This window comes from Ruegeria sp. H9 (assembly GCF_056532915.1).
Map to the genome: position 1 here is coordinate 897,864 of NZ_JBQFNX010000002.1, position 18,792 is coordinate 916,655.

The 18,792-nt window shown below is 56.8% G+C and carries 20 protein-coding genes; 8 read left to right on the top strand and 12 right to left on the bottom strand.

What is annotated here, in order from left to right:
- Positions 1-116: 116 nt before the first annotated feature.
- Positions 117-1,004, bottom strand: coding sequence for a DMT family transporter (locus tag ACR0CZ_RS13015; protein WP_170396471.1), 888 nt, complete (start codon positions 1,002-1,004; stop codon positions 117-119).
- Positions 1,005-1,338: 334 nt separating this feature from the next.
- On the opposite strand from ACR0CZ_RS13015, the gene ACR0CZ_RS13020 reads away from it, so the two are divergent.
- Positions 1,339-2,598 (top strand): DEAD/DEAH box helicase, encoded by a 1,260-nt coding sequence (locus ACR0CZ_RS13020; protein WP_170396469.1) that lies wholly within the window; start codon positions 1,339-1,341, stop codon positions 2,596-2,598.
- Between the two features lie 113 nt (positions 2,599-2,711).
- Here ACR0CZ_RS13020 and mltG read toward each other — a convergent pair whose 3' ends face one another.
- The 7 genes from mltG to fabD form a co-directional block, all read right to left on the bottom strand.
- On the bottom strand, positions 2,712-3,869 hold the full coding sequence (gene mltG, locus ACR0CZ_RS13025) for an endolytic transglycosylase MltG (protein WP_170396467.1): 1,158 nt from the start codon (positions 3,867-3,869) through the stop codon (positions 2,712-2,714).
- Positions 3,870-5,135 carry a beta-ketoacyl-ACP synthase II gene (fabF, locus tag ACR0CZ_RS13030; protein ID WP_170396465.1) on the bottom strand — a complete coding sequence of 422 codons (1,266 nt, stop codon included), beginning with the start codon at positions 5,133-5,135 and terminating at the stop codon, positions 3,870-3,872.
- Between the two features lie 203 nt (positions 5,136-5,338).
- Positions 5,339-6,082 (bottom strand): 1-(5-phosphoribosyl)-5-[(5-phosphoribosylamino)methylideneamino]imidazole-4-carboxamide isomerase, encoded by a 744-nt coding sequence (locus ACR0CZ_RS13035; protein WP_170396463.1) that lies wholly within the window; start codon positions 6,080-6,082, stop codon positions 5,339-5,341.
- Between the two features lie 123 nt (positions 6,083-6,205).
- The gene (locus ACR0CZ_RS13040) at positions 6,206-6,745 is read right to left on the bottom strand and encodes a GNAT family N-acetyltransferase (protein ID WP_170396461.1); all 540 of its coding nucleotides are present in this window, start codon (positions 6,743-6,745) and stop codon (positions 6,206-6,208) included.
- A gap of 141 nt (positions 6,746-6,886) precedes the next feature.
- A complete protein-coding gene (locus ACR0CZ_RS13045) occupies positions 6,887-7,120 on the bottom strand; it encodes an acyl carrier protein (protein ID WP_008756330.1) in 234 nt (77 codons plus the stop codon).
- A 210-nt stretch (positions 7,121-7,330) separates the two neighbouring features.
- Positions 7,331-8,068: a 3-oxoacyl-[acyl-carrier-protein] reductase gene (fabG, locus tag ACR0CZ_RS13050; RefSeq protein WP_170396459.1), complete on the bottom strand. Its 738-nt coding sequence runs from the start codon at positions 8,066-8,068 to the stop codon at positions 7,331-7,333.
- A 44-nt stretch (positions 8,069-8,112) separates the two neighbouring features.
- Positions 8,113-9,051 carry an ACP S-malonyltransferase gene (gene fabD / locus ACR0CZ_RS13055; RefSeq protein WP_170466377.1) on the bottom strand — a complete coding sequence of 313 codons (939 nt, stop codon included), beginning with the start codon at positions 9,049-9,051 and terminating at the stop codon, positions 8,113-8,115.
- 172 nt (positions 9,052-9,223) lie between these two features.
- Here fabD and ACR0CZ_RS13060 point away from each other — a divergent pair, with 172 nt between their 5' ends.
- A complete protein-coding gene (locus ACR0CZ_RS13060; protein ID WP_480536920.1) occupies positions 9,224-10,453 on the top strand; it encodes a cytochrome b/b6 domain-containing protein in 1,230 nt (409 codons plus the stop codon).
- A gap of 53 nt (positions 10,454-10,506) precedes the next feature.
- On the opposite strand, the gene ACR0CZ_RS13065 is transcribed toward ACR0CZ_RS13060, so the two are convergent.
- A complete protein-coding gene (locus tag ACR0CZ_RS13065; protein WP_170396453.1) occupies positions 10,507-11,079 on the bottom strand; it encodes a YceI family protein in 573 nt (190 codons plus the stop codon).
- 126 nt (positions 11,080-11,205) lie between these two features.
- Positions 11,206-11,715, bottom strand: a complete 510-nt coding sequence (locus ACR0CZ_RS13070) for a hypothetical protein (RefSeq protein ID WP_480536919.1) — start codon at positions 11,713-11,715, stop codon at positions 11,206-11,208.
- A 278-nt stretch (positions 11,716-11,993) separates the two neighbouring features.
- On the opposite strand from ACR0CZ_RS13070, the gene rpsF reads away from it, so the two are divergent.
- The 6 genes from rpsF (at position 11,994) to ACR0CZ_RS13100 (ending at position 15,828) form a co-directional block, all read left to right on the top strand.
- Positions 11,994-12,347, top strand: a complete 354-nt coding sequence (gene rpsF / locus ACR0CZ_RS13075) for a 30S ribosomal protein S6 (RefSeq protein ID WP_068332653.1) — start codon at positions 11,994-11,996, stop codon at positions 12,345-12,347.
- Positions 12,348-12,374: 27 nt separating this feature from the next.
- Entirely contained in the window at positions 12,375-12,602 is a 228-nt protein-coding gene (gene rpsR, locus ACR0CZ_RS13080) for a 30S ribosomal protein S18 (RefSeq protein WP_005608650.1), read from the top strand.
- A gap of 12 nt (positions 12,603-12,614) precedes the next feature.
- A complete protein-coding gene (gene rplI, locus ACR0CZ_RS13085; RefSeq protein ID WP_170396450.1) occupies positions 12,615-13,235 on the top strand; it encodes a 50S ribosomal protein L9 in 621 nt (206 codons plus the stop codon).
- A gap of 153 nt (positions 13,236-13,388) precedes the next feature.
- Positions 13,389-13,874 carry a lytic transglycosylase domain-containing protein gene (locus ACR0CZ_RS13090; protein ID WP_170396448.1) on the top strand — a complete coding sequence of 162 codons (486 nt, stop codon included), beginning with the start codon at positions 13,389-13,391 and terminating at the stop codon, positions 13,872-13,874.
- 278 nt (positions 13,875-14,152) lie between these two features.
- Positions 14,153-14,854: an autoinducer binding domain-containing protein gene (locus tag ACR0CZ_RS13095; protein ID WP_170396446.1), complete on the top strand. Its 702-nt coding sequence runs from the start codon at positions 14,153-14,155 to the stop codon at positions 14,852-14,854.
- Between the two features lie 119 nt (positions 14,855-14,973).
- Positions 14,974-15,828, top strand: coding sequence for an acyl-homoserine-lactone synthase (locus ACR0CZ_RS13100; protein ID WP_170396444.1), 855 nt, complete (start codon positions 14,974-14,976; stop codon positions 15,826-15,828).
- Between the two features lie 95 nt (positions 15,829-15,923).
- On the opposite strand, the gene tig is transcribed toward ACR0CZ_RS13100, so the two are convergent.
- Together tig and ACR0CZ_RS13110 are read right to left on the bottom strand one after the other, a co-directional pair.
- Positions 15,924-17,255 carry a trigger factor gene (gene tig / locus ACR0CZ_RS13105; protein WP_480536970.1) on the bottom strand — a complete coding sequence of 444 codons (1,332 nt, stop codon included), beginning with the start codon at positions 17,253-17,255 and terminating at the stop codon, positions 15,924-15,926.
- Positions 17,256-17,439: 184 nt separating this feature from the next.
- Positions 17,440-18,564, bottom strand: coding sequence for a porin (locus ACR0CZ_RS13110; protein WP_170396442.1), 1,125 nt, complete (start codon positions 18,562-18,564; stop codon positions 17,440-17,442).
- Positions 18,565-18,792 lie beyond the last annotated feature (228 nt).

An 18,792-nucleotide genomic window follows, 5' to 3' on the forward strand; every position in this document is an offset into this window, starting at 1 on the left:
GCCCCGGGGCCGTTGCCCACCTCTTCTAGCATGACACAATTCATACCTAGAAAAGCGCGCAAAGTCAATGCGTTACGCAACGCGGACGCAACACCCGGCGTCCGATCCGTTAACGATCAGCCCCGCATGACCTCAAGAAACGCAGCGCTTACGATCAAAGCCGCACCCAATACTTCTCTCATCCCAAACGGCTCGCCCGAGAAGACCGCCGCCGAGATCAGGCCCACCACAACTTCGCTCATCAGCAGTAGACCAACGCGTGCCGGGGTCAGCTTGGTTGCGGGCCAAATCGTCAGAAAAAACATCGGCAAGGTGTACAGGACCGACAGCAACGCGACCGGGCCGATACGTATAACCATCTCGCCGACTGCCTCTGATGACGCCAAACCGCCGCCGAATGGAACGCTCAGCAGAGACAACACCAAAGCGCCTGAAACAAAGGCAAAAACCTGCCCCGGAACAGAGATACCGGACGCCCGATAAAGCCCCAGCGATCCCATCGCCCAAGTGATCCCCGAGATCAGGGCCAGCCAGTCTCCAGTATTGCGCGGCCAGGGAAACCCCTGTTCTCCGCCAAGCACGATGAACATGCCACCCAGACCGCAGAGTAAGCCCAGCACGCGCGCCGGGCCAAGACGCTCACCCAGAAACACCATTCCAAGGATCGTTCCCCAGACCGGTGTCAGATAGAACAGCAGGATTGACCGGACGACATCTGTGTAAACCAGACTGATGGTAAACAAGCTGAACGCAGCACCGGTGAACATCCCGCTGAAGATCAGCCCGCGCCAATCTTTCAAAAGCGCTTGCCGTTCGCGCATCAGGAAAGGCGTCAGTACGATCAACGCCGAGGTGTACATCACTATACCCGGCCATGGGCCATCCAGTCCTTGGTCGACAAAGTAGCGAACCGGAATCCAGTACAGCCCCCACATCATCCCGCCGATGACAAGGGCGACGCTGGCGGTCCTCAAATCCGCTCCGTGTAAAGCTCTGAATGTCATGACCCGACTCATAAAACCTTCCGAACCGTATCTGGTAAACGCGCAACCCGCGCAACCCGCGCAAGCTTATGGCCGACACGGCGCTTGACAATCGCGACCGCAAGGCGCATGTGCCCCTCAAACAGCGCTACCGCGTGAGCACGTGGGCGACACCGCCCCCAACAGCGCCCGATTCACCCATAGTTCCCCATCACGCAGGGTTCTTGACGCGACAACCAGATGCTGCAGGGAACGCCTGCACGTCCTGAGGTTTCGCACAACCCCTGCCGGTCGCGGATGCGGCCCATCACGACTTGCCCGTGGACCTTTGCCTCGGGCTGTAAAGGATAGATATTTGTTCGACTTCGATATGCTGGGCCTTGCGCCCGCTCTAAATGATGCGCTCAAACGCGCCAACTTCACTCAACCGACCCCGATCCAGAACCAGGCGATCCCGCTGGCCCTGAATGGTCACGATATCCTTGGCCTCGCCCAGACCGGTACAGGTAAGACATTGGCCTTTGGCCTGCCGCTGATCGACCATCTGCTGGCCCAGCCCGGCAAGCCCGATCCCAAAACCGCCAAAGCGCTGATCCTTGCGCCCACCCGCGAGTTGGTCAACCAGATCGCCGACAGCCTTCGCAACTTGACCAAGAAAACCAAGATCCGCGTCGCGACCGTGGTTGGCGGTCAGTCGATCAACAAGCAGATCATGTTTCTGGCGCGCGGCACCGACATTCTTGTCGCCACCCCCGGTCGCCTGATCGACCTGATGGATCGCGGTGCGGTTAATCTGGGTTCAGTCAAGCACCTCGTACTGGACGAGGCTGACCAGATGCTCGATATGGGCTTCATCCATGCCCTGCGTCGGATCGCGCCGGAACTGGGCACGCCGCGCCAAACCATGCTGTTCTCAGCCACCATGCCGAAGCAAATGGAAGAGCTCAGCCGCGCTTACCTGACCAACCCGCAACGGGTGCAGGTCTCGCCCCCCGGCAAAGCAGCCGACAAGATCACGCAGTCGATCCACTTTGTTGAAAAGCCTGCAAAACCCGCCAAACTGCGCGAGATCCTCTCGGCTGACATGGACGCGCTGACGCTGGTCTTTTCTCGTACCAAACACGGAGCGGAAAAGCTGATGAAGGGGCTTGTCGCCGATGGCTACAATGCAGCCTCGATCCACGGCAACAAAAGTCAGGGCCAGCGCGACCGCGCAATCAAGGCGTTCCGCGCCGGTGAGGTCAATGTTCTGGTCGCTACCGACGTCGCCGCGCGCGGCATCGATATTCCGGGCGTGGCCTATGTGATCAACTACGACCTGCCCGAGGTACCGGACAACTATGTCCACCGCATCGGCCGCACCGCTCGTGCAGGCCGCGAGGGCGAGGCCATTGCCTTCTGCTCGGCGGAAGAGGTCGACCTGCTGCGTCAGATTCAGAAGCTGATGAAGATCGAAATCCCGGTCGCCAGCGGTGAGATGCCTGAAGCAATCTCACCAAAGAAAACCCCGCGCCGTCCAAGCAACCGCCGTCGCGGCCCGAAACCTCAGCACTCTGGTGCGCCCAAACCGGGCGGTCAGAGACGCCGCCGACCGCGTCGCGCGAAAGCGGCCTGAATAAGAAACGGCCCGGTCGATTGACCGGGCCGTTGCTTTATCGGGGTCAGAGATTCGTGTTGTACAAGTCGGACAAAGTGCCGCTTCAAACCTGCACAACACGGACGATTGAATCAGTTCCCGGAATTCCGCTCAGCCTCGATCTCACGCCACTTTGCGACGTTGCGATTGTGCTCTTGCAGGGTCTCGGCAAAGGCATGACCACCGGTTCCGTCCGCAACAAAGAAGATGAAATCCGTGTTGTCAGGTGCCACCGCAGCCTCAAGGCTCGCAAGACCCGGATTGGCAATCGGGGTGGGTGGCAGCCCTTCGATGACATAGGTGTTCCAAGGCGTCGCACGGCGCAGTTCGCTTTGCCGCAAACCGCGACCCAAAGTACCCTGCCCTTTGGTTACACCATAGATCACCGTCGGGTCTGTCTGCAGCCTCATACCTTGGTTCAGACGGTTAACGAAAACGCTGGCTACCTGGCCACGCTCTTCCGGCTGACCTGTTTCTTTTTCGATGATCGAAGCCAAAATCAGCATCTCTTCGGGGCTGTTCAGAGGTAAACCATCCTGACGCCCCTCCCACGCTGCGTTGATTCTAAGCTGTTGTTTTTCCTGCATTTCATCAAGAATTGCATTCCGATCTTCACCGGGTCTGACCTCATAACTGTCAGGGGCCAACATCCCTTCAGCGGGCAATTCTGCTACTTCGCCGGTTAGCAAATCCATCGCCTTTAGCGACTCGACAATCTGCCAACTGGTGACGCCTTCAGCTAACGAGATGCGATAACGCGTATCCGCCTCACCGCGTTTTTCTGCATAAACTTCCGGGGCGTCCTCTTCGCCGATCACAAAGGAAGCCACCTCATCAAAATCCAGAGTCGCCGGGTTCAGTTCCCGCACGCGGGTCTGCATACGGGTCACGCCAATGCGGTATTCGATCTCGGTCCCGCAAGTGCTGGCACCGCTATGAGTTATGTCGTCGACGATTTGCTCCATCGACGCGCCTTCGCGAACCAGAAAGCTACCCGCTTTCAGCTGCTGAGATTTGTCTGTGTAATCAGCAGCTAAGCGGAAAATCAACCCGCTGCTGATCGCACCTTGATCCTCGAGGTCACGGCTGACCCGTGTCATGTTGGAGCCTGGCTTTACCTGCAGGCAGATCGCGGTTTCCAGCGGTCCTTCGGACTTGTATTGCGACTGCCCCCACAGGACGACACCGCCCATCAGGAACAGCCCAACGATCAGTATTGTCAACGCATTCGAAGCGAGCGCTCGCCACATTTAGCTGACCTTTCCGAAGATCACACTTGCATTGGTGCCGCCAAACCCGAACGAGTTCGACAAAGCCACGTTGATCTCACGCTCTCGTTTTGCATTCGGTGCCAAGTCGATCGGAGTTTCAACTGCTGGATTGTCCAGATTGATCGTCGGTGGTGCAACCTGATCGCGGATCGCAAGGATAGAGAAGATCGCCTCAATCGCGCCAGCGGCGCCCAGCAGGTGACCAGTGGCCGATTTGGTCGAAGTCATCGTCGCGTTGCTGGCGTGATCCCCCAGCAGGCGTTCTACCGCGCCCAGCTCAATCGTATCCGCCATGGTCGAGGTCCCATGCGCGTTAATATAATCCAGATCCTTCGGCTCAAGCCCCGCACTACGCAGCGCTGCTTTCATCGAGCGTTCGGCCCCATCGCCATCCTCGGACGGCGCGGTGATGTGATAAGCGTCACCCGACATGCCATAGCCCAGAACCTCGGCGTAAATCTTGGCACCGCGCGCTTTGGCGTGTTCGTAATCCTCAAGAACTACAATGCCTGCACCTTCGCCCATGACGAAACCGTCGCGGTCGATGTCATAGGGGCGGCTCGCTTTCTTCGGATCATCGGCGTATTTGGTCGACAGCGCCTTGCAGGCGTTGAAGCCGGCGATACCGATTTCGCAAATACAGCCCTCGCCGCCGCCTGCGATCATCACGTCTGCATCCCCGGCGCGGATGATGCGGCTGGCATCACCGATCGCATGGGCACCGGTCGAGCAAGCAGTCACGACCGAGTGGTTCGGCCCCTTGAACCCATGACGGATCGAAACCTGCCCCGAGGCCAGATTGATTAGCGCGCCCGGGATAAAGAACGGAGAAACCCTGCGCGGACCTTTGTCGCGGATCAGGTTGGCCGTGTTGGCAATTGATCCCAGCCCACCGATACCGGACCCAATCAGAACGCCAGTGCGCAGGCGGTCTTCTTCGTCTTCGGGCAGCCAATTGGCATCCTTGCAAGCCATCTCGGCTGCAGCGATGGAATAGAGGATGAAATCCTCGATCTTGCGCTGTTCTTTCGGCGGCATCCAGTCGTCGGGGTTGAATGTCCCATTGGTGCCATCTCCGCGCGGCACTTCGCAGGCATAGGTCGTGGTGACCCCGCTTGCCTCGGCATCAAACTGCGTGATTGGTCCTGCGCCGGATTCTCCATCCAGCAGCCGTGACCATGTTTCCTCAACCCCACTGGCCAAAGGAGTGACCAATCCAAGACCGGTTACAACGACTCTGCGCATGAAGTGCCTCTTGCCTGCTTCCTGTTATGAGAACCGCTCATACCCCGGCCCGGGGTGCGGGGGCAAGAGCAACGGCATATTCTGAACCGGCATCCTTGTGCCGTAACCTGTTCAAATCCTCTGTCAATTGAGTTGAACGATGCCTGAAAAGCAAAAACCCGCCCTTCCTTCAACGGGAAAGGCGGGTCGTCTGGTACTGAAGTTTACTGGAACTCGGCGACTGGCTCGTGTGCCGATTGGGCGACTTCCAATGCTTCGGACAGATCGACGGACTTGCGGAACAGTGCCCGGCCAACGATCGCACCCGAAATATTCGAGATATAGGCGAGACGAGAGATATCGTCGCTGGTACGCACGACACCGCTGGCTATGATCGGTGTACGCGATTTTTCGGCCAGTCCTGAAATCAGACCCAGCTGCGCCTCGACGTCTTCCATATCGCTATCGATATCGGTCACCAGAATGGCAGCAAGAGGCGTATCCGCGAAAGCTTCGATGAAGGCTTCCGGGGTAAACGCACTTTGGCTGCGCCAACCTTCGGTCATCACTTGCCCTTGCCAAACATCAACCGCCAACACGATCTGGTCGGGATAAAGCTTCGCCAGTTCCTTAACCAACTGCGGGTCCCAGGCCGCAAGTGTGCCAATCACGATTCGACCGGCCCCTTTGTTGATCCAATGTTCAACATGCTCGCGGGTCCGCATCCCCCCTGCCAGCTGCACTGACATTTCAGAGGAGCGAATGATTTCTTCGATCAGTTCGGAATTGGTATCCCGGCCTTCGATCGCGTCAAAATCCGTAAGCTGCATCCATTCCGCTCCAGCCGCAGACCAGCCGCGCGCGGTCTCGACTGGATCTACATGCCAGATCATCGCTTCATCCAGACGCCCCTTGTCCAGCGTAACGCACCGACCGTTCTGCAACTCCATCGTGGGGTAAATCATCATGATTCATATCCTCCGCTGAATCATTCCGTAATTCCACGATAGCATAGAGTCTCAGTTTGCCGCTTTGTTTCACAAGATCGGCAAAGCTCGTCCATTTTGCGGCATCGCACTGCCTAATGCGTTTCACACCCGTGTAGGAGGTCCGTCACGGCGAAACAGATGAACGGGGGTGCCGCGGTATTCAGCTTCGCGCAACAGCTTGTAGCCCAGCTTTTCAGCCAATCGCTGTGAGGCTGCATGGTCCGCGTCGATCAGCGCAACCAACGGGCCCGGAATGATCCGGTCGAACCAGTCGTGCGCCGCCTGCGCGGCCTCACACCCGTATCCTTGCCCCTGCATGTCAGGGGCCAGAACCCAGCCGGCTTCGGGAAAACCATCGAAATCATCGCCCAGAGACCGGTTGCCATAGAAGAACCCGGCTTGCCCGATCAGAGTACGATTCGACTGCAGCATCACACCCCATTGACCGAACCCGGTCATCTGCCAATGTCCAGCGTTGCGCAGGAAAGAATCCCACGCCTCGCCGCGCGTTTTCGGGGTGCCTCCGATATGGCGTACAACTTCGGGGTCGCGCCAGATTTCGGCGAACCGGTTGAAATCCTCGGGGCGCATTGCACACAAGGTCAGACGCGCCGTATTGATCATCGGGGTGGATCTTATCATGCCCTTGCCCGCTCAGAAACTTGCCTCAGGTGTCAGAGTGCGGAGCCTCAACGCCTCAAAGCAAGCGCGAAATGTGGCAGAGCATAAAAAAACGGCGCTTCCGTTGCCCGGAAGCGCCGTTTTTGTCTCAGTCAGGTCAGCTTAGGAAGCTTCGCTGATGAATTTGACCGCGTCGCCAAAGGTCTGGATGGTCTCGGCTGCGTCGTCCGGAATCTCGATGCCGAACTCTTCTTCGAACGCCATTACCAGCTCAACGGTGTCCAGGCTGTCTGCGCCCAGATCGTCGATGAACGAGGCGTTTTCGGCAACCTTGTCCTCTTCAACACCCAGGTGCTCAACAACGATCTTCTTTACGCGATCTGCGACGTCGCTCATGTCTATTCCTCATTTCAATTTCAGGGCTGTCCGCCCGGTTCTGCCCTTGCCCGTTCGGGGTGGACTTGTTTTGCCCTTTCCGGGCGGTTTGGGTCCCGGGTCCCCGGGAAATCAGAGAACCGGCCCTTGGACCGGTTCCTGCGCATATGCGCCGCCTATAGCACAGACAACGCACAAGGCAAACGCTTTCGCGCCCACCCTGAATTGCGATTACAACATGGCCATACCGCCATTCACATGCAAGGTGCTTCCGGTAACATAACCTGCTTCAGGGCTTGCCAGATACAGCACAGCGGCTGCGATTTCCTGCGGATCACCCATACGACCGGCCGGAACCTTTAGCAGCAGACCCTTCTTTTGCTCATCCGTCAGCTTCTCGGTCATCGCGGTTGTGATAAAGCCCGGCGCAACCGCATTAACGGTAATGCCACGGGTCGCAACCTCATGCGCCAGCGCCTTGGAAAAGCCGATCATGCCCGCTTTGGAAGCGGCATAGTTCGCCTGACCCGGGTTCCCGATCGCAGCCACAACGGACGAGACATTGACGATCCGACCCCAGCGCGCCTTCATCATGCCCCGGATCACGCCTTTGCACAGCTTCATCGTTGCGGTCATGTTCACGTCGATCACGCTCTGCCATTCTTCATCCGACATGCGCATGAACAGGTTGTCGCGTGTGATGCCTGCGTTGTTCACCAGAATATCAACCGAGCCCATCGCCTCAGCCGCTTGTTTCGGCAGGGCCTCGACGGCTTCGGGATCGCTCAGGTTGCACGGCAAGACATGCGCACGATCGCCAAGGCTGTCGGCCAGAGCTTGCAGAGGCTCCACGCGCGTTCCGGAAAGGCCAACAGTTGCACCAGCGTCGTAAAGCGCGCGGGCGATATCGCCGCCAATACCACCCGAAGCACCGGTGATTAGCGCATTCTTACCTGTCAAATCAAACATCTATGTTTCCTCTCTGGCCGCCGAATCCGGCGGCTGTCCCTTGTTCATGCGCCGGGGTTAACGGCTTTTTGTACATCTTCAGGCGTCCCGACCGCTGTGCAGACCAGAGCACGGTCGATCTTGCGGATCATGCCCGACAAAGCTTTGCCCGCGCCGATCTCCCACGCTTCGGTCACACCCTGCGCGACCATGTACTGTACGCTCTCACGCCACCGAACCGAGCCGGTGACCTGTTCCACCAGCAACTGACGGATCATATCTGGATCAGCCACAGCTTCGGCGCGAACATTCGCAACCAAGGGCACGGCAGGCGCTTTGATTTCAACCGAGGCCAAAGCCTCTGCCATTACATCTGCCGCAGGCTGCATCAGCGCACAGTGAAATGGAGCACTTACCGGCAACATAATTGCACGCTTGGCACCTTTTTCCTTGGCGATCTCGGCTGCGCGCTCAACAGCGGCCTTTGAACCAGACACAACAACCTGGGTCGGGTCGTTGTCATTGGCTGCCTGACAGACCTCATCTTGCGCGGCCTCTTCCGCAACGGCGCGCACCGCTTCAAGATCGAGCCCCAGAATGGCGGCCATTGCGCCCTCGCCCACCGGCACGGCACTTTGCATCGCCTGCCCGCGCGTCCGCAGCAGGCGGGCAGTATCGGCAACCGTCAAGGCTCCGGCCGCAGCCAGCGCCGAGTATTCACCCAGCGAGTGACCCGCCACATAAGATGCCATTGAAATCAAAACGCCTTCGGCCTCAAGTGCGCGCATTGCGGCCATCGAGGTTGCCATCAGCGCGGGCTGTGCATTCTGAGTCAGGGTCAGCTCTGCGATATCGCCGTCCCAGATCAGATCGCTCAGTTTTTCGCCCAAGGCCTCATCGACCTCATCGAAAACGGCGCGGGCGGCTGGATATGCCTCAGCCAAGGCCTTGCCCATTCCGATGGTCTGGGCGCCCTGCCCGGGGAAAACAAACGCGCGTGTCATTGGTGCCTCTTGCGTGACGTCAGATTTCGGCGGGGTTTAAACTGACAATCGGCGCGGCACAAGCATTGCCTGCGTTCTGCATCAGGACACCTTTACTGTGCATTTCTCTGTCTTGTGTCCACACGGCATCCATTTAACTTACCCTCAATTCAGAAACTCGGAGAGCCAATCGATGCCCCTTACCAACACCCGGTCCAGCTATGGTGGTGTAACCAAAGCATTTCACTGGCTGACCGCACTACTGATCCTGACGGCTCTGCCGCTGGGCTGGTTCGCGAACCAATTGGCCCATGCGATTTACGATCCGAGCATTCCCACGACCGAGGATGACATCGCCCGCGCCGCCCAGCTGTTTTCACTGCACAAAACCATTGGTGTTACCGTGTTCTTCGTCGCACTGGCCCGAATCCTTTGGGCTGTTACCCAGACGAAGCCGGGCTTGCTGAACGCTGAAAACAAACCCGAGGCCTTCGCCGCCGAAACTGTGCACTGGCTGCTGTACGGCTCGCTTGTACTGGCTCCGCTCAGCGGCTGGATCCACCACGCCGCCACCGACGGCTTCGCGCCGATCCTATGGCCCCTTGGTCAGAACCTGCCGCTTATTCCGAAGTCAGCTTTCCTTGCCGACATCAGCGCCAGCCTGCATTGGCTTTTCGTCTGGGCCCTGGGTGTGGCGCTCGTGCTGCACATAGCGGGCGCGCTGAAACACCATGTCGTGGACAAAGACAGTACCCTGCGCCGTATGCTGCCCGGCCAATCGGACGCGCCGGAACCCCCGGCGCAGCACCATTCCATTGTTCCCGCCTTCGCCGCCTTGGCAATCTGGGGCGCGGTGCTGGTCGGAGGTTGGTCCACCGGTGTCTTTGACGACCAGTCCAAAGCAACCGAAGACACGGCCGAACTTGCGCAAGTTCAATCGGAATGGGAGGTCGAAGACGGATCCCTGTCGATTACTATCTTGCAATTGGGCAGTCCCGTAAGCGGCGAGTTTGCTGACTGGACTGCAGCGATAGCGTTTGAGGATCCCGCCGAGCCGGGGTTGGCCGGTTCCGTCGATGTAACGATTGCCATTGGCTCACTCAGCCTCGGCACAGTCACCGACCAAGCGATGGGTGCGGATTTCTTTGACAGTGCGCAGTTTCCTACGGCTCAATTTAAGGCCGACCTGTTCAAAACGGATGCGGGTTATGAGGCGCGAGGACCTCTGACAATCCGGGACAAATCTATCGATGTCGTCCTGCCATTTACGCTGGAACTGGCCGACGATGCAGCGACGATGTCGGGGAATCTGGAACTCAACCGAATGGATTTCGACGTTGGAACATCGCAACCCACCGAAGATTCGTTGGGGTTCACGGTTATCGTGGCAGTCGAATTGACGGCAGAACGCGACAACAAATAAAAAACCGCCGGGGCGCATAACCCCGACGGTTTCTTTTTGGGATCATGAAGGGATTAGTCGGCCTTCTGCGCCTCGATCGAAATCTTGACCTCGACCTCGTCACCCACGAATGGAGCGAATTGGCCCAAATCAAAATCGCTGCGCACCAGCGTCGTGGTGGCGTCAAATCCGGCCCATGGCTTGCCCGCCATCGGGTGTTCACCCACTTGGTTCAGCTTGGCATCCAGAACCACGGATTTGGTGACACCATTCATGGTCAGATCACCGGTGATGTTGGCTGTGTTCTCGCCAGTGACCTCAATACCAGTTGAAGTGAAGGTCACCAGATCACCTTCGGCTGCGCCAAAGAAATCTTCGGTCATGAAGTGATCTTCGCGCGGCTTCCAACCGGTGATCATCTCAACGACCGGCATCGAAACAGTCACGCTCGATGCTGCCGGGTCTTCCTGATCAAACATGATTTCGCCCTCAAAGCCCGAAAACATGCCCGTGGTGGTCGAAAAGCCAAGGTGGTTATAGCTGAAGATGACCTGGCTGTGGCTGGGGTCCAGAACGTATTTCTCGGCGCTGGCAAACGCCGAGGTCGCTGATACGGCCAAAGCAGCAGCAAGAAGGGTGGATTTCATGACAATCTCCGCAAATTTGTGAATGCAAACCGAATGGGTTGCTCGATAACAAAAATGTGCTGCCCAAGGGCAGCACACAAGTTTTTTTGATTCACAACTTCTGTTCCTTTTTGAACAGAATAAAAGTCAGGCGAAAATTGTTACGTTTTGGCTGAGTTGACCTTTGAGCGCTGAGCCAACATCCGCCGATTCCAGTGGCAGCTTCATCAGCAGGCTTCCGTCTACATCGTACAGTTCGACCTGGTCGTCAGCGAAACGCGCGCCACCCAGCGAGTCGTAGCTGCGGCGCAATACCGTTTGCGGCCGACCGTTTTCGTTTTTCTGAAGAATGCGAACCTCGCGGCGGATTGGGTCAAAGTAGGCGTCTGGGCGCGCATCCATCACCTCGATGGTCAGCAGGCTGACGCCAACAATCAAGAACATCAGCGAAGCGACTAACTTGATAGGCCAAACCTCGGCCCCCATAACCGAACCCGGCATCAACCACATCGAAAAGGCCGACACAATCAGAAAGACACCAACGGCACGCAGAAGAAACATCCGAGCCCGCCAATTCGGCGCAAACGTAATCAGAACGGGGACGGATTTATCAAATATCGCGGCAGGTGCCGATTGTTCAAAAGTGTTTGTGTTCATGACGGCCATTGTCTTGCCCTGTCTATGTTTTCCAATCTACCGGGTTCTCCCGGCTTCATGAACAACCTCGGGGCGAAAAGCGTCAGGAATTGGGCGCACCAGTGGAAATAGGGCGACTTCACAAAGGCATATGTGGCAGGGCTTGCCCCGCCCGCTCAAACGTGTATACGGGGCCATCCTTCGCAGGAGTTATGAATCGCGCAGCCTCTCGTGGCAGGGTCGCGAAGGACCATATGGCCCCGCCTTTGAAATGCGCCTTGATATAAACAGGAGTGCACATGCCACTGTATGAGCATGTAATGATCGCGCGTCAGGATTTGTCCAACGCGCAGGCAGAAAGCCTTGTCGAACATTTCGGCACCGTTCTGGCTGACAACGGCGGCAACGTCGTCGAAAGCGAGTACTGGGGCGTCAAGACGATGGCTTACAAGATCAACAAGAACCGCAAAGGCCACTATGCCTTCCTGAAAACCGATGCCCCTTCGGGTGCGGTTCAGGAAATGGAACGCCTGATGCGCCTGCATGATGACGTGATGCGCGTTCTGACCATCAAGGTCGACGAGCATGCCGAGGGCCCCTCGGTCCAGATGCAGAAGCGCGATGAGCGCGAAGGCCGCCGCGAGCGCCGCTGATCAACGCCTGACGAAAGGACATAAACCATGGCCGCAAAACCATTTTTCCGCCGCCGCAAGGTCTGCCCGTTCTCGGGTGAGAACGCGCCGAAAATCGACTACAAAGACACTCGTCTGCTGCAGCGCTACATCTCTGAGCGTGGCAAGATCGTACCTTCGCGCATCACCGCCGTTTCGGCGAAAAAGCAGCGTGAACTGGCCCGTGCTATCAAGCGCGCCCGCTTCCTCGCCCTGCTGCCCTACGCCGTGAAGTAAGGAGAGACTGACATGCAAGTTATCCTTCTGGAACGCGTTGCGAAACTGGGTCAGATGGGCGACGTCGTTGACGTCAAGCCCGGCTACGCCCGCAACTTCCTGCTGCCCCAAGGCAAAGCGCTGAGCGCATCGAACGCCAACATCGCGTCGTTCGAAGCCCAGAAAGCCCAGCTTGAGGCACGCAACCTGGAAACCAAGAAAGAAGCTGAAGCGCTGGCTGAAAAGCTGGACGGTCAGCAGTTCATCGTGATTCGTTCGGCATCGGATGCCGGCGCTCTGTACGGTTCGGTCACCCCGCGTGATGCCGCAGACGCCGCAACCGAAGCTGGCTTCACCGTCGACAAGAAACAGATTGCCCTGATCGCTCCGATTAAGGAACTGGGTCTGCACTCAGTCGCAGTCAACCTGCACCCCGAGGTAGAAGTCGAGATCAAGATGAACGTCGCACGTTCGGAAGAAGAAGCCGAACTGCAGGCATCGGGCAAATCGATCCAGGAACTGGCTGCTGAAGAAGAAGCCGCTGCCGAATTCGAGATCGCCGAGCTGTTCGACGACATAGGCTCTGCCGCTTCGGAAGACGAAGATCTGGTTGCCGAAGAAGCTCCGGTCGAAGAAGACGAAGCAAAAGCCTGATCTGACTGCATATCCAATATCAAAGGGCCGCGCTTTTACGCGGCCCTTTTTCTTTTTGTTACATCGCAAGCAAAATTCGGCCCGATTGTTCGCCTGGCCTTGCAGACCGGCGAGGGTTTCATATCATCGCCATTCGCAATCAGGAGTATTTTGATGACCCCCCTCCTTCGTCGCCGCGTCTTAACCTTATTGCTTATGGCACCGCTTGCAGCTTGTGGCAGTCCTGGCAGCTCGGGTTCCGGCGATACGTTCGATCCCCCCCTCTACCCCAATGAAACACCCGAGCTTCGCGCCTCGATCAATAAATGGGCTGACCACTACGAGCTCCCGCGGGAGTTGGTGCACAAGCTGGCGATCCGTGAAAGCACACATCGGCCGTGGGCGGTGAACCGCCCCTATTATGGGCTTCTGCAAATCCTCCCGGCCACTGCGCGATCAATGGGTTACACTGGAAATGCCAAAGGCCTGCTGGACGCCGATACCAATCTGGAGTTTGCCGGAAAATACCTGCGAGGCGCCTGGCTTTTGTCTGATGGAGATCAACAACGTGCCATCTTTCTTTATGCCAAAGGATATTGGCCCGAAGCAAAGGCCAGGGGCATGCTCGTCGAGACGGGTCTGGTTTCTGCCACAGAATAGGCATGTTTAATTCGCATTTCGATTGTAATGCACATACATAACCTTCGAAATGCCACGGCGAATCCCATGACCTACTGCACAACTCTGACGTTAAATCTTTTAAAGGTGCGTAATTGTGTGCCCGAAAGGCACATTTACCTATAAAAGGCAGACATTTCCCACATCTTCTTGTCTTGACAAGCGAAATGTGGTGTCCTGCTTGACGTCAGGGAAGACAGTATCATTTTCCTGGCCAAGGGGATCCGCCCGCTCACTCGGGTCTAACTGGTCGTTACCGTATGGATATTGTTGATCTCAGCACTCTTCCCGAACAGGATACTCGGTATGACGAGTTCCTGCGTCAGGTCTGTGACAAATATGAAATGGACCACGCAGCCTATGCGGGTATGAATCCTGCTGCAGGTACGATTCACGGCCATGTGACCTATGGGGACGACTGGAAAACCCACTATCAAGAGCAAGGCCTGCACCTGATCGATCCGACGCTGCACATGAGCCAGCGCAGTATCGCTCCGGTCGACTGGAGCCGTCTGGAACGCGGTAAAGATTTCCAGCGCGTTTTTCGCGATGCACATGATTTTGGCATTCCAGATCAAGGCATTACGATTCCGGTTCGCGGGCCGTACGGAGATATCGGCTTGCTTAGCGCAGTGCGCGAGTGCAGCCGGGATGAGTGGAAGAAACTGGTGCCCAACGTGATAAGTGACCTGCAATCATTGGCCGTACACATCCATGACAATGTCATGACATCGGATACGATCAGCCGGATGCTGTACCACCCGACCCTCTCCAGCCGAGAATTGGAGATTTTGCAATGGGCCGCAGCGGGTAAATCGCAACAAGATATCGGCGATATCCTGTCGATTTCGCACCGCACGGTTGAGGTGCACTTGCGCTCTTCTCGCGAAAAGCTTAATGCACTGACGACTCCGCAGGCTGTCGGTCGGGCCATCGGAATCGGCTTAATCTACCCAGGATAAAGCCAAATTTTGCCGAAATTGGGCTAAAAAAAGCCAATATTACGGGAAACCCCCAATAGATTCGCTGTGGAAACCGGGTAACGTCTTATCCACAGACAGATCACTCGAAGGGGGTTAACATGATTTTGGTAGTTGATGGGCTGAACAGACATCTGTTCACCGAAGTTCTTGACGATATGTTCGAACTGCGCGCTCGGGTTTTTGGTGGACGACTTGGATGGGACGTCCATATCGAAGACGGCAAAGAAATCGATCAGTTCGATCACCTGGATCCTGCATACGTAATTGGTCTCGACGATGAGGGGAACGTCGTAGCCGCAGTACGTGCACTCCAGACCACCGGCCCGCACATGCTTTCAGATGTGTTCTCGGATATCTTATGCGGCGAAGCGCCGATGCGCAGCGCGACCATGTGGGAATCCACCCGCTTCTGCGTCGACACGCAGCGACTGACCCGAGGAAAAGAGAAGAACTCGGTTTCTTACGCAACCTGTGAGCTGATGATCGGATCTCTGGAATACTGCCGCAGCGCGGGTATCCAGGACATCATCACCGTGATTGACCCGGTTATGAACCGAGTTCTCAAACGCTCGAACTGTGCGCCTTACGACTATGTGGGCGAAACCGTTCCGATGGGCAAGGTACCGGCCATGGCGGCGTTGCTGGATTGCACAGAAGAAAGGATTTCGGGTCTTCGCGAATTCGCAGACATTCACCACGATGTCTTTATCGAAGAAGAAAAGGCGTTGGAGTTCTTCGAGGCCAAAAAGGCCGCCAAACTCAGCCCGGCAAATCGTGACCACAAGCCGCTCACCGATCTTGAGAAGTACTTTGTCGAACAGATGAGTGCGGCCAAGACGGAAGAAGAAAGGCAGGCAGTGCTGAAACTGATCGAAGCGCTGTCCGACACATTCACCCCAGAGCAGAAGACCGCTCTGTTACAGACCCCCCGTGCTTTTGCTCATGAGGCCTGACCCCCTCACCTCATAGTACAAAGCCACCCATGCGGAGCCGTCTAATTCGAGACGGCTCCGCTTTTTTTTGACCCCTAAAGGGGGAAGGAAGAGGATTATTCCTCTTCCAGTGCCTCAACGGCTTTTTGCAGATCGTCCTTGCTGACTTCTTTGTCCGCAACCTGAGCCAGTTCGAAGACGTAGTCGACAACCTTGTCTTCAAAGATAGGCGCACGCAGCTGCTGCTGCATTTGGGCGTTCTGCTGCACAAATTCAAAGAACTGGCGCTCCTGGCCCGGGTACTGACGCGCCTGGTTCATGATCGCTTGTGTCATTTCCGAGTCGGTCACTTCAACCTCGGCCTTCTGGCCCAGTTCGGCAAGCAGCAGGCCCAGACGCACGCGGCGTTCGGCAAGCTTGTTATGCTCGTCGGTTGGTTCGATCGGATCGTGATCGTGACCTTCAACGTCAGGATTTTCCTCGTGCCACAGCTGATGCGCGATCTGCTTGGCTTCGGCTTCTACCAGTGACGGCGGCAGGTCGAACGAGACTTTCTCGTCCAGCACGTCCAACAAAGCGCGCTTCATAACTGCACGGGACGCACCAGCATATTCGGCTTCCAGACGCTCGGCGATCTGTGCCTTCAACCCAGCCAGATCTTCGGCACCAAATTTCTTGGCCAACTCGTCGTCGACCTCAGCCGCGACCGGCTCTTTCACCTCTTTGATGGTACAGGTGAACACGGCGTCTTTGCCGGCCAGATGCTCAGCACCGTATTCTTCGGGGAAGGTGACGTTGACGTCTTTTTCTTCCTCGGCCTTCACACCGACCAACTGCTCTTCAAAGCCGGGGATGAAGCTGTTCGAGCCCAGAACCAGCGGGTAGTCCTCGGCCGATCCGCCTTCGAACTCTTCGCCGTCAACCTTACCAACAAAGTCGAACACGATCTGGTCACCGTCTTTGGCTTTCGAACCTTTGCGACGCGCTTTGAAGTTCTGCGCGGTTTCAGCCAGGTTGTTCAGCGCTTCTTCCACGGCTGCGTCGTCCGCTTTGACAACCAGCTTCTCCAGTTCGACCGATTTCAGGTCAACTTCCGGAATCTCGGGCAGCGCTTCGTAGGACATCGCAACTTCTACGTCGTCGCCTTCTTTCCAGTCCTCGTTGGTCATCTTGACCTCGGGCTGCAATGCAGGACGTTCGCCGCTGTCCTCAAAGTGCTTGTTCATCGCACCGTCGATGGTTTCTTGCATCGCTTCGCCAAGCAGGCGCTGGCCGAACTGCTTTTTCAGCAGAGCCATCGGCACCTTGCCTTTGCGGAAACCCTTCATTTCAACCTCGGGCTGCGCTTCGGTCAGTTTCTCGTTGACCTTGTCGTTCAGCTCGGCTGCGGTCACAACGATGTTGTAGCCGCGCTTCAGACCTTCGTTCAGCGTCTCGGTAACCTGCATTTTGGTAGTCCCCATAGGATTCGGGGCGCGCAAAACGGGCGCGCCGGGCAAATTTGACGCCTTCTATTTGCACAGCCGCCTGCGTGCAAGAGGCAAAGGCCGTTTCAACCTGGTTTTACCCCTATTACAGACGAAAAAACGCCCCGGCACAGGCCGGAGCGTTCGATCATCGAAAGCTGAGAAATCAGAACCTCCAGCGGGCCCCCAGCACCCACGCCTCGTTGTTGTCGAACGAAGCGCCATCTTCGAAATCGTGATTGCGGTATTTCAGATATGCATCTGTATTGATGCTGTCGATACGCTGAACAACAGCGATGCCCCAAGCATCAGTGCTGGAGCCGTCATTTACGAAGTCCGAACCCGAGTAATAGTCGATCCCGATACCGGTTTTACCCCAGGATACCCACTGATCCTCATAGGCAATCTTGCCGTAGAAGTAGTTCGGGTCAGACGCACCATCCGCGTCATTGTCCCGCGTACCGGCGGCTACGGTGAAGCTCAGGCCGTTTTGCAGCATAACCGAGGCCGACCCGATCGTATCCTTGCGGTCCCCCGATCCATCGTCAGCCGAACGCACCGAGTATGCAACCGCCGCTGCAAATTCAACCCCGCCGCCGAAGGTGTTGTTATAGCGAATGCCGATATCGTAATAGTCATCGTCATCGCTGCTGGACAGAATGTTCTGACCATAGGCGATGCCGGCCTTAAAACCGCTGAACTCCGGCGTGTCATACCGAACGCGGCCACGGCGCGCACCGTCAAAGTTGCTGCTGGAATCGCCAACGGTGATGTCGCTCAGAAAACTGTCAGTACCGCGATAGAAGAACCCGCCATTTTCATCGTTGGTAAAGGAATACAGCGCGGTTCCGACGTAAGACAGATCCACTTCGGCAGCGCCATCGGCCACCATGCTGCCCTGACCGGCCGAGAATTTACCCCAGTCACCGGCAAGTGCGAAATCCGCGTGACGGATATCTTCACGCGTCCAGCCGCTGAAATCTGTGCCCAGCTGGTTCCACTCGCTCGAGCTCGGCAGACCAAGCCCGGTTTCAAAACGGAAGGTGAAATCGTTGTTGCCGAAGGGCTGCAACAGCTCCAAACCGACGCGGCTGTTTGACAGGTCATTGTCCAGAACGCGCGTTTCGGTCTCTTCACCGTCGTCAACCGAGATTAAGGCCGGGTGCAACTGACCATAAAGCAGGACATAACCGCCCGTGTTGTTTTCGTATTTCAGTTCGGCGGCGGCGGGGATTGCCGTTGTTGCGACAAGCGCCGCTGCTATCGAAGTCAGCTTAAAATTCACTGTCATGTCATTCACCATAGATGGGTCAGTTTTTTTGATATTGCCGATATGCGCACCTGGATTAACGGTTCCAATGATTGCTAAAGCTTATTAGCCCGGCATTGCATTTCTGCCACAGGCGGAGGCGGGGACCTTCAGGGAAAGCGTTTTATAATCAATATTTTGACCTAGTTCGAAAGCAGCACCCAGCTAACCTGCAAGACAATTCTTGCGCTGCGTGTTGCAGCTTGCAAA

Bases quoted from the DNA above. Each gene is read 5' to 3' on its own strand.
- ACR0CZ_RS13065 (WP_170396453.1), bottom strand. From the start codon at position 11,079: ATGAAATCCACCCTTCTTGCTGCTGCTTTGGCCGTATCAGCGACCTCG.
- ACR0CZ_RS13100 (WP_170396444.1), top strand. From the start codon at position 14,974: ATGATTTTGGTAGTTGATGGGCTGAACAGACATCTGTTCACCGAAGTT.
- rplI (WP_170396450.1), top strand. From the start codon at position 12,615: ATGCAAGTTATCCTTCTGGAACGCGTTGCGAAACTGGGTCAGATGGGC.
- fabD (WP_170466377.1), bottom strand. From the start codon at position 9,051: ATGACACGCGCGTTTGTTTTCCCCGGGCAGGGCGCCCAGACCATCGGA.
- ACR0CZ_RS13040 (WP_170396461.1), bottom strand. From the start codon at position 6,745: ATGATAAGATCCACCCCGATGATCAATACGGCGCGTCTGACCTTGTGT.
- tig (WP_480536970.1), bottom strand. From the start codon at position 17,255: ATGCAGGTTACCGAGACGCTGAACGAAGGTCTGAAGCGCGGCTACAAC.
- fabF (WP_170396465.1), bottom strand. From the start codon at position 5,135: ATGCGCAGAGTCGTTGTAACCGGTCTTGGATTGGTCACTCCTTTGGCC.
- rpsR (WP_005608650.1), top strand. From the start codon at position 12,375: ATGGCCGCAAAACCATTTTTCCGCCGCCGCAAGGTCTGCCCGTTCTCG.
- ACR0CZ_RS13110 (WP_170396442.1), bottom strand. From the start codon at position 18,564: ATGACAGTGAATTTTAAGCTGACTTCGATAGCAGCGGCGCTTGTCGCA.
- ACR0CZ_RS13035 (WP_170396463.1), bottom strand. From the start codon at position 6,082: ATGATGATTTACCCCACGATGGAGTTGCAGAACGGTCGGTGCGTTACG.
- mltG (WP_170396467.1), bottom strand. From the start codon at position 3,869: ATGTGGCGAGCGCTCGCTTCGAATGCGTTGACAATACTGATCGTTGGG.
- ACR0CZ_RS13095 (WP_170396446.1), top strand. From the start codon at position 14,153: ATGGATATTGTTGATCTCAGCACTCTTCCCGAACAGGATACTCGGTAT.
- ACR0CZ_RS13015 (WP_170396471.1), bottom strand. From the start codon at position 1,004: ATGACATTCAGAGCTTTACACGGAGCGGATTTGAGGACCGCCAGCGTC.
- ACR0CZ_RS13090 (WP_170396448.1), top strand. From the start codon at position 13,389: ATGACCCCCCTCCTTCGTCGCCGCGTCTTAACCTTATTGCTTATGGCA.
- fabG (WP_170396459.1), bottom strand. From the start codon at position 8,068: ATGTTTGATTTGACAGGTAAGAATGCGCTAATCACCGGTGCTTCGGGT.
- rpsF (WP_068332653.1), top strand. From the start codon at position 11,994: ATGCCACTGTATGAGCATGTAATGATCGCGCGTCAGGATTTGTCCAAC.
- ACR0CZ_RS13060 (WP_480536920.1), top strand. From the start codon at position 9,224: ATGCCCCTTACCAACACCCGGTCCAGCTATGGTGGTGTAACCAAAGCA.
- ACR0CZ_RS13070 (WP_480536919.1), bottom strand. From the start codon at position 11,715: ATGAACACAAACACTTTTGAACAATCGGCACCTGCCGCGATATTTGAT.
- ACR0CZ_RS13045 (WP_008756330.1), bottom strand. From the start codon at position 7,120: ATGAGCGACGTCGCAGATCGCGTAAAGAAGATCGTTGTTGAGCACCTG.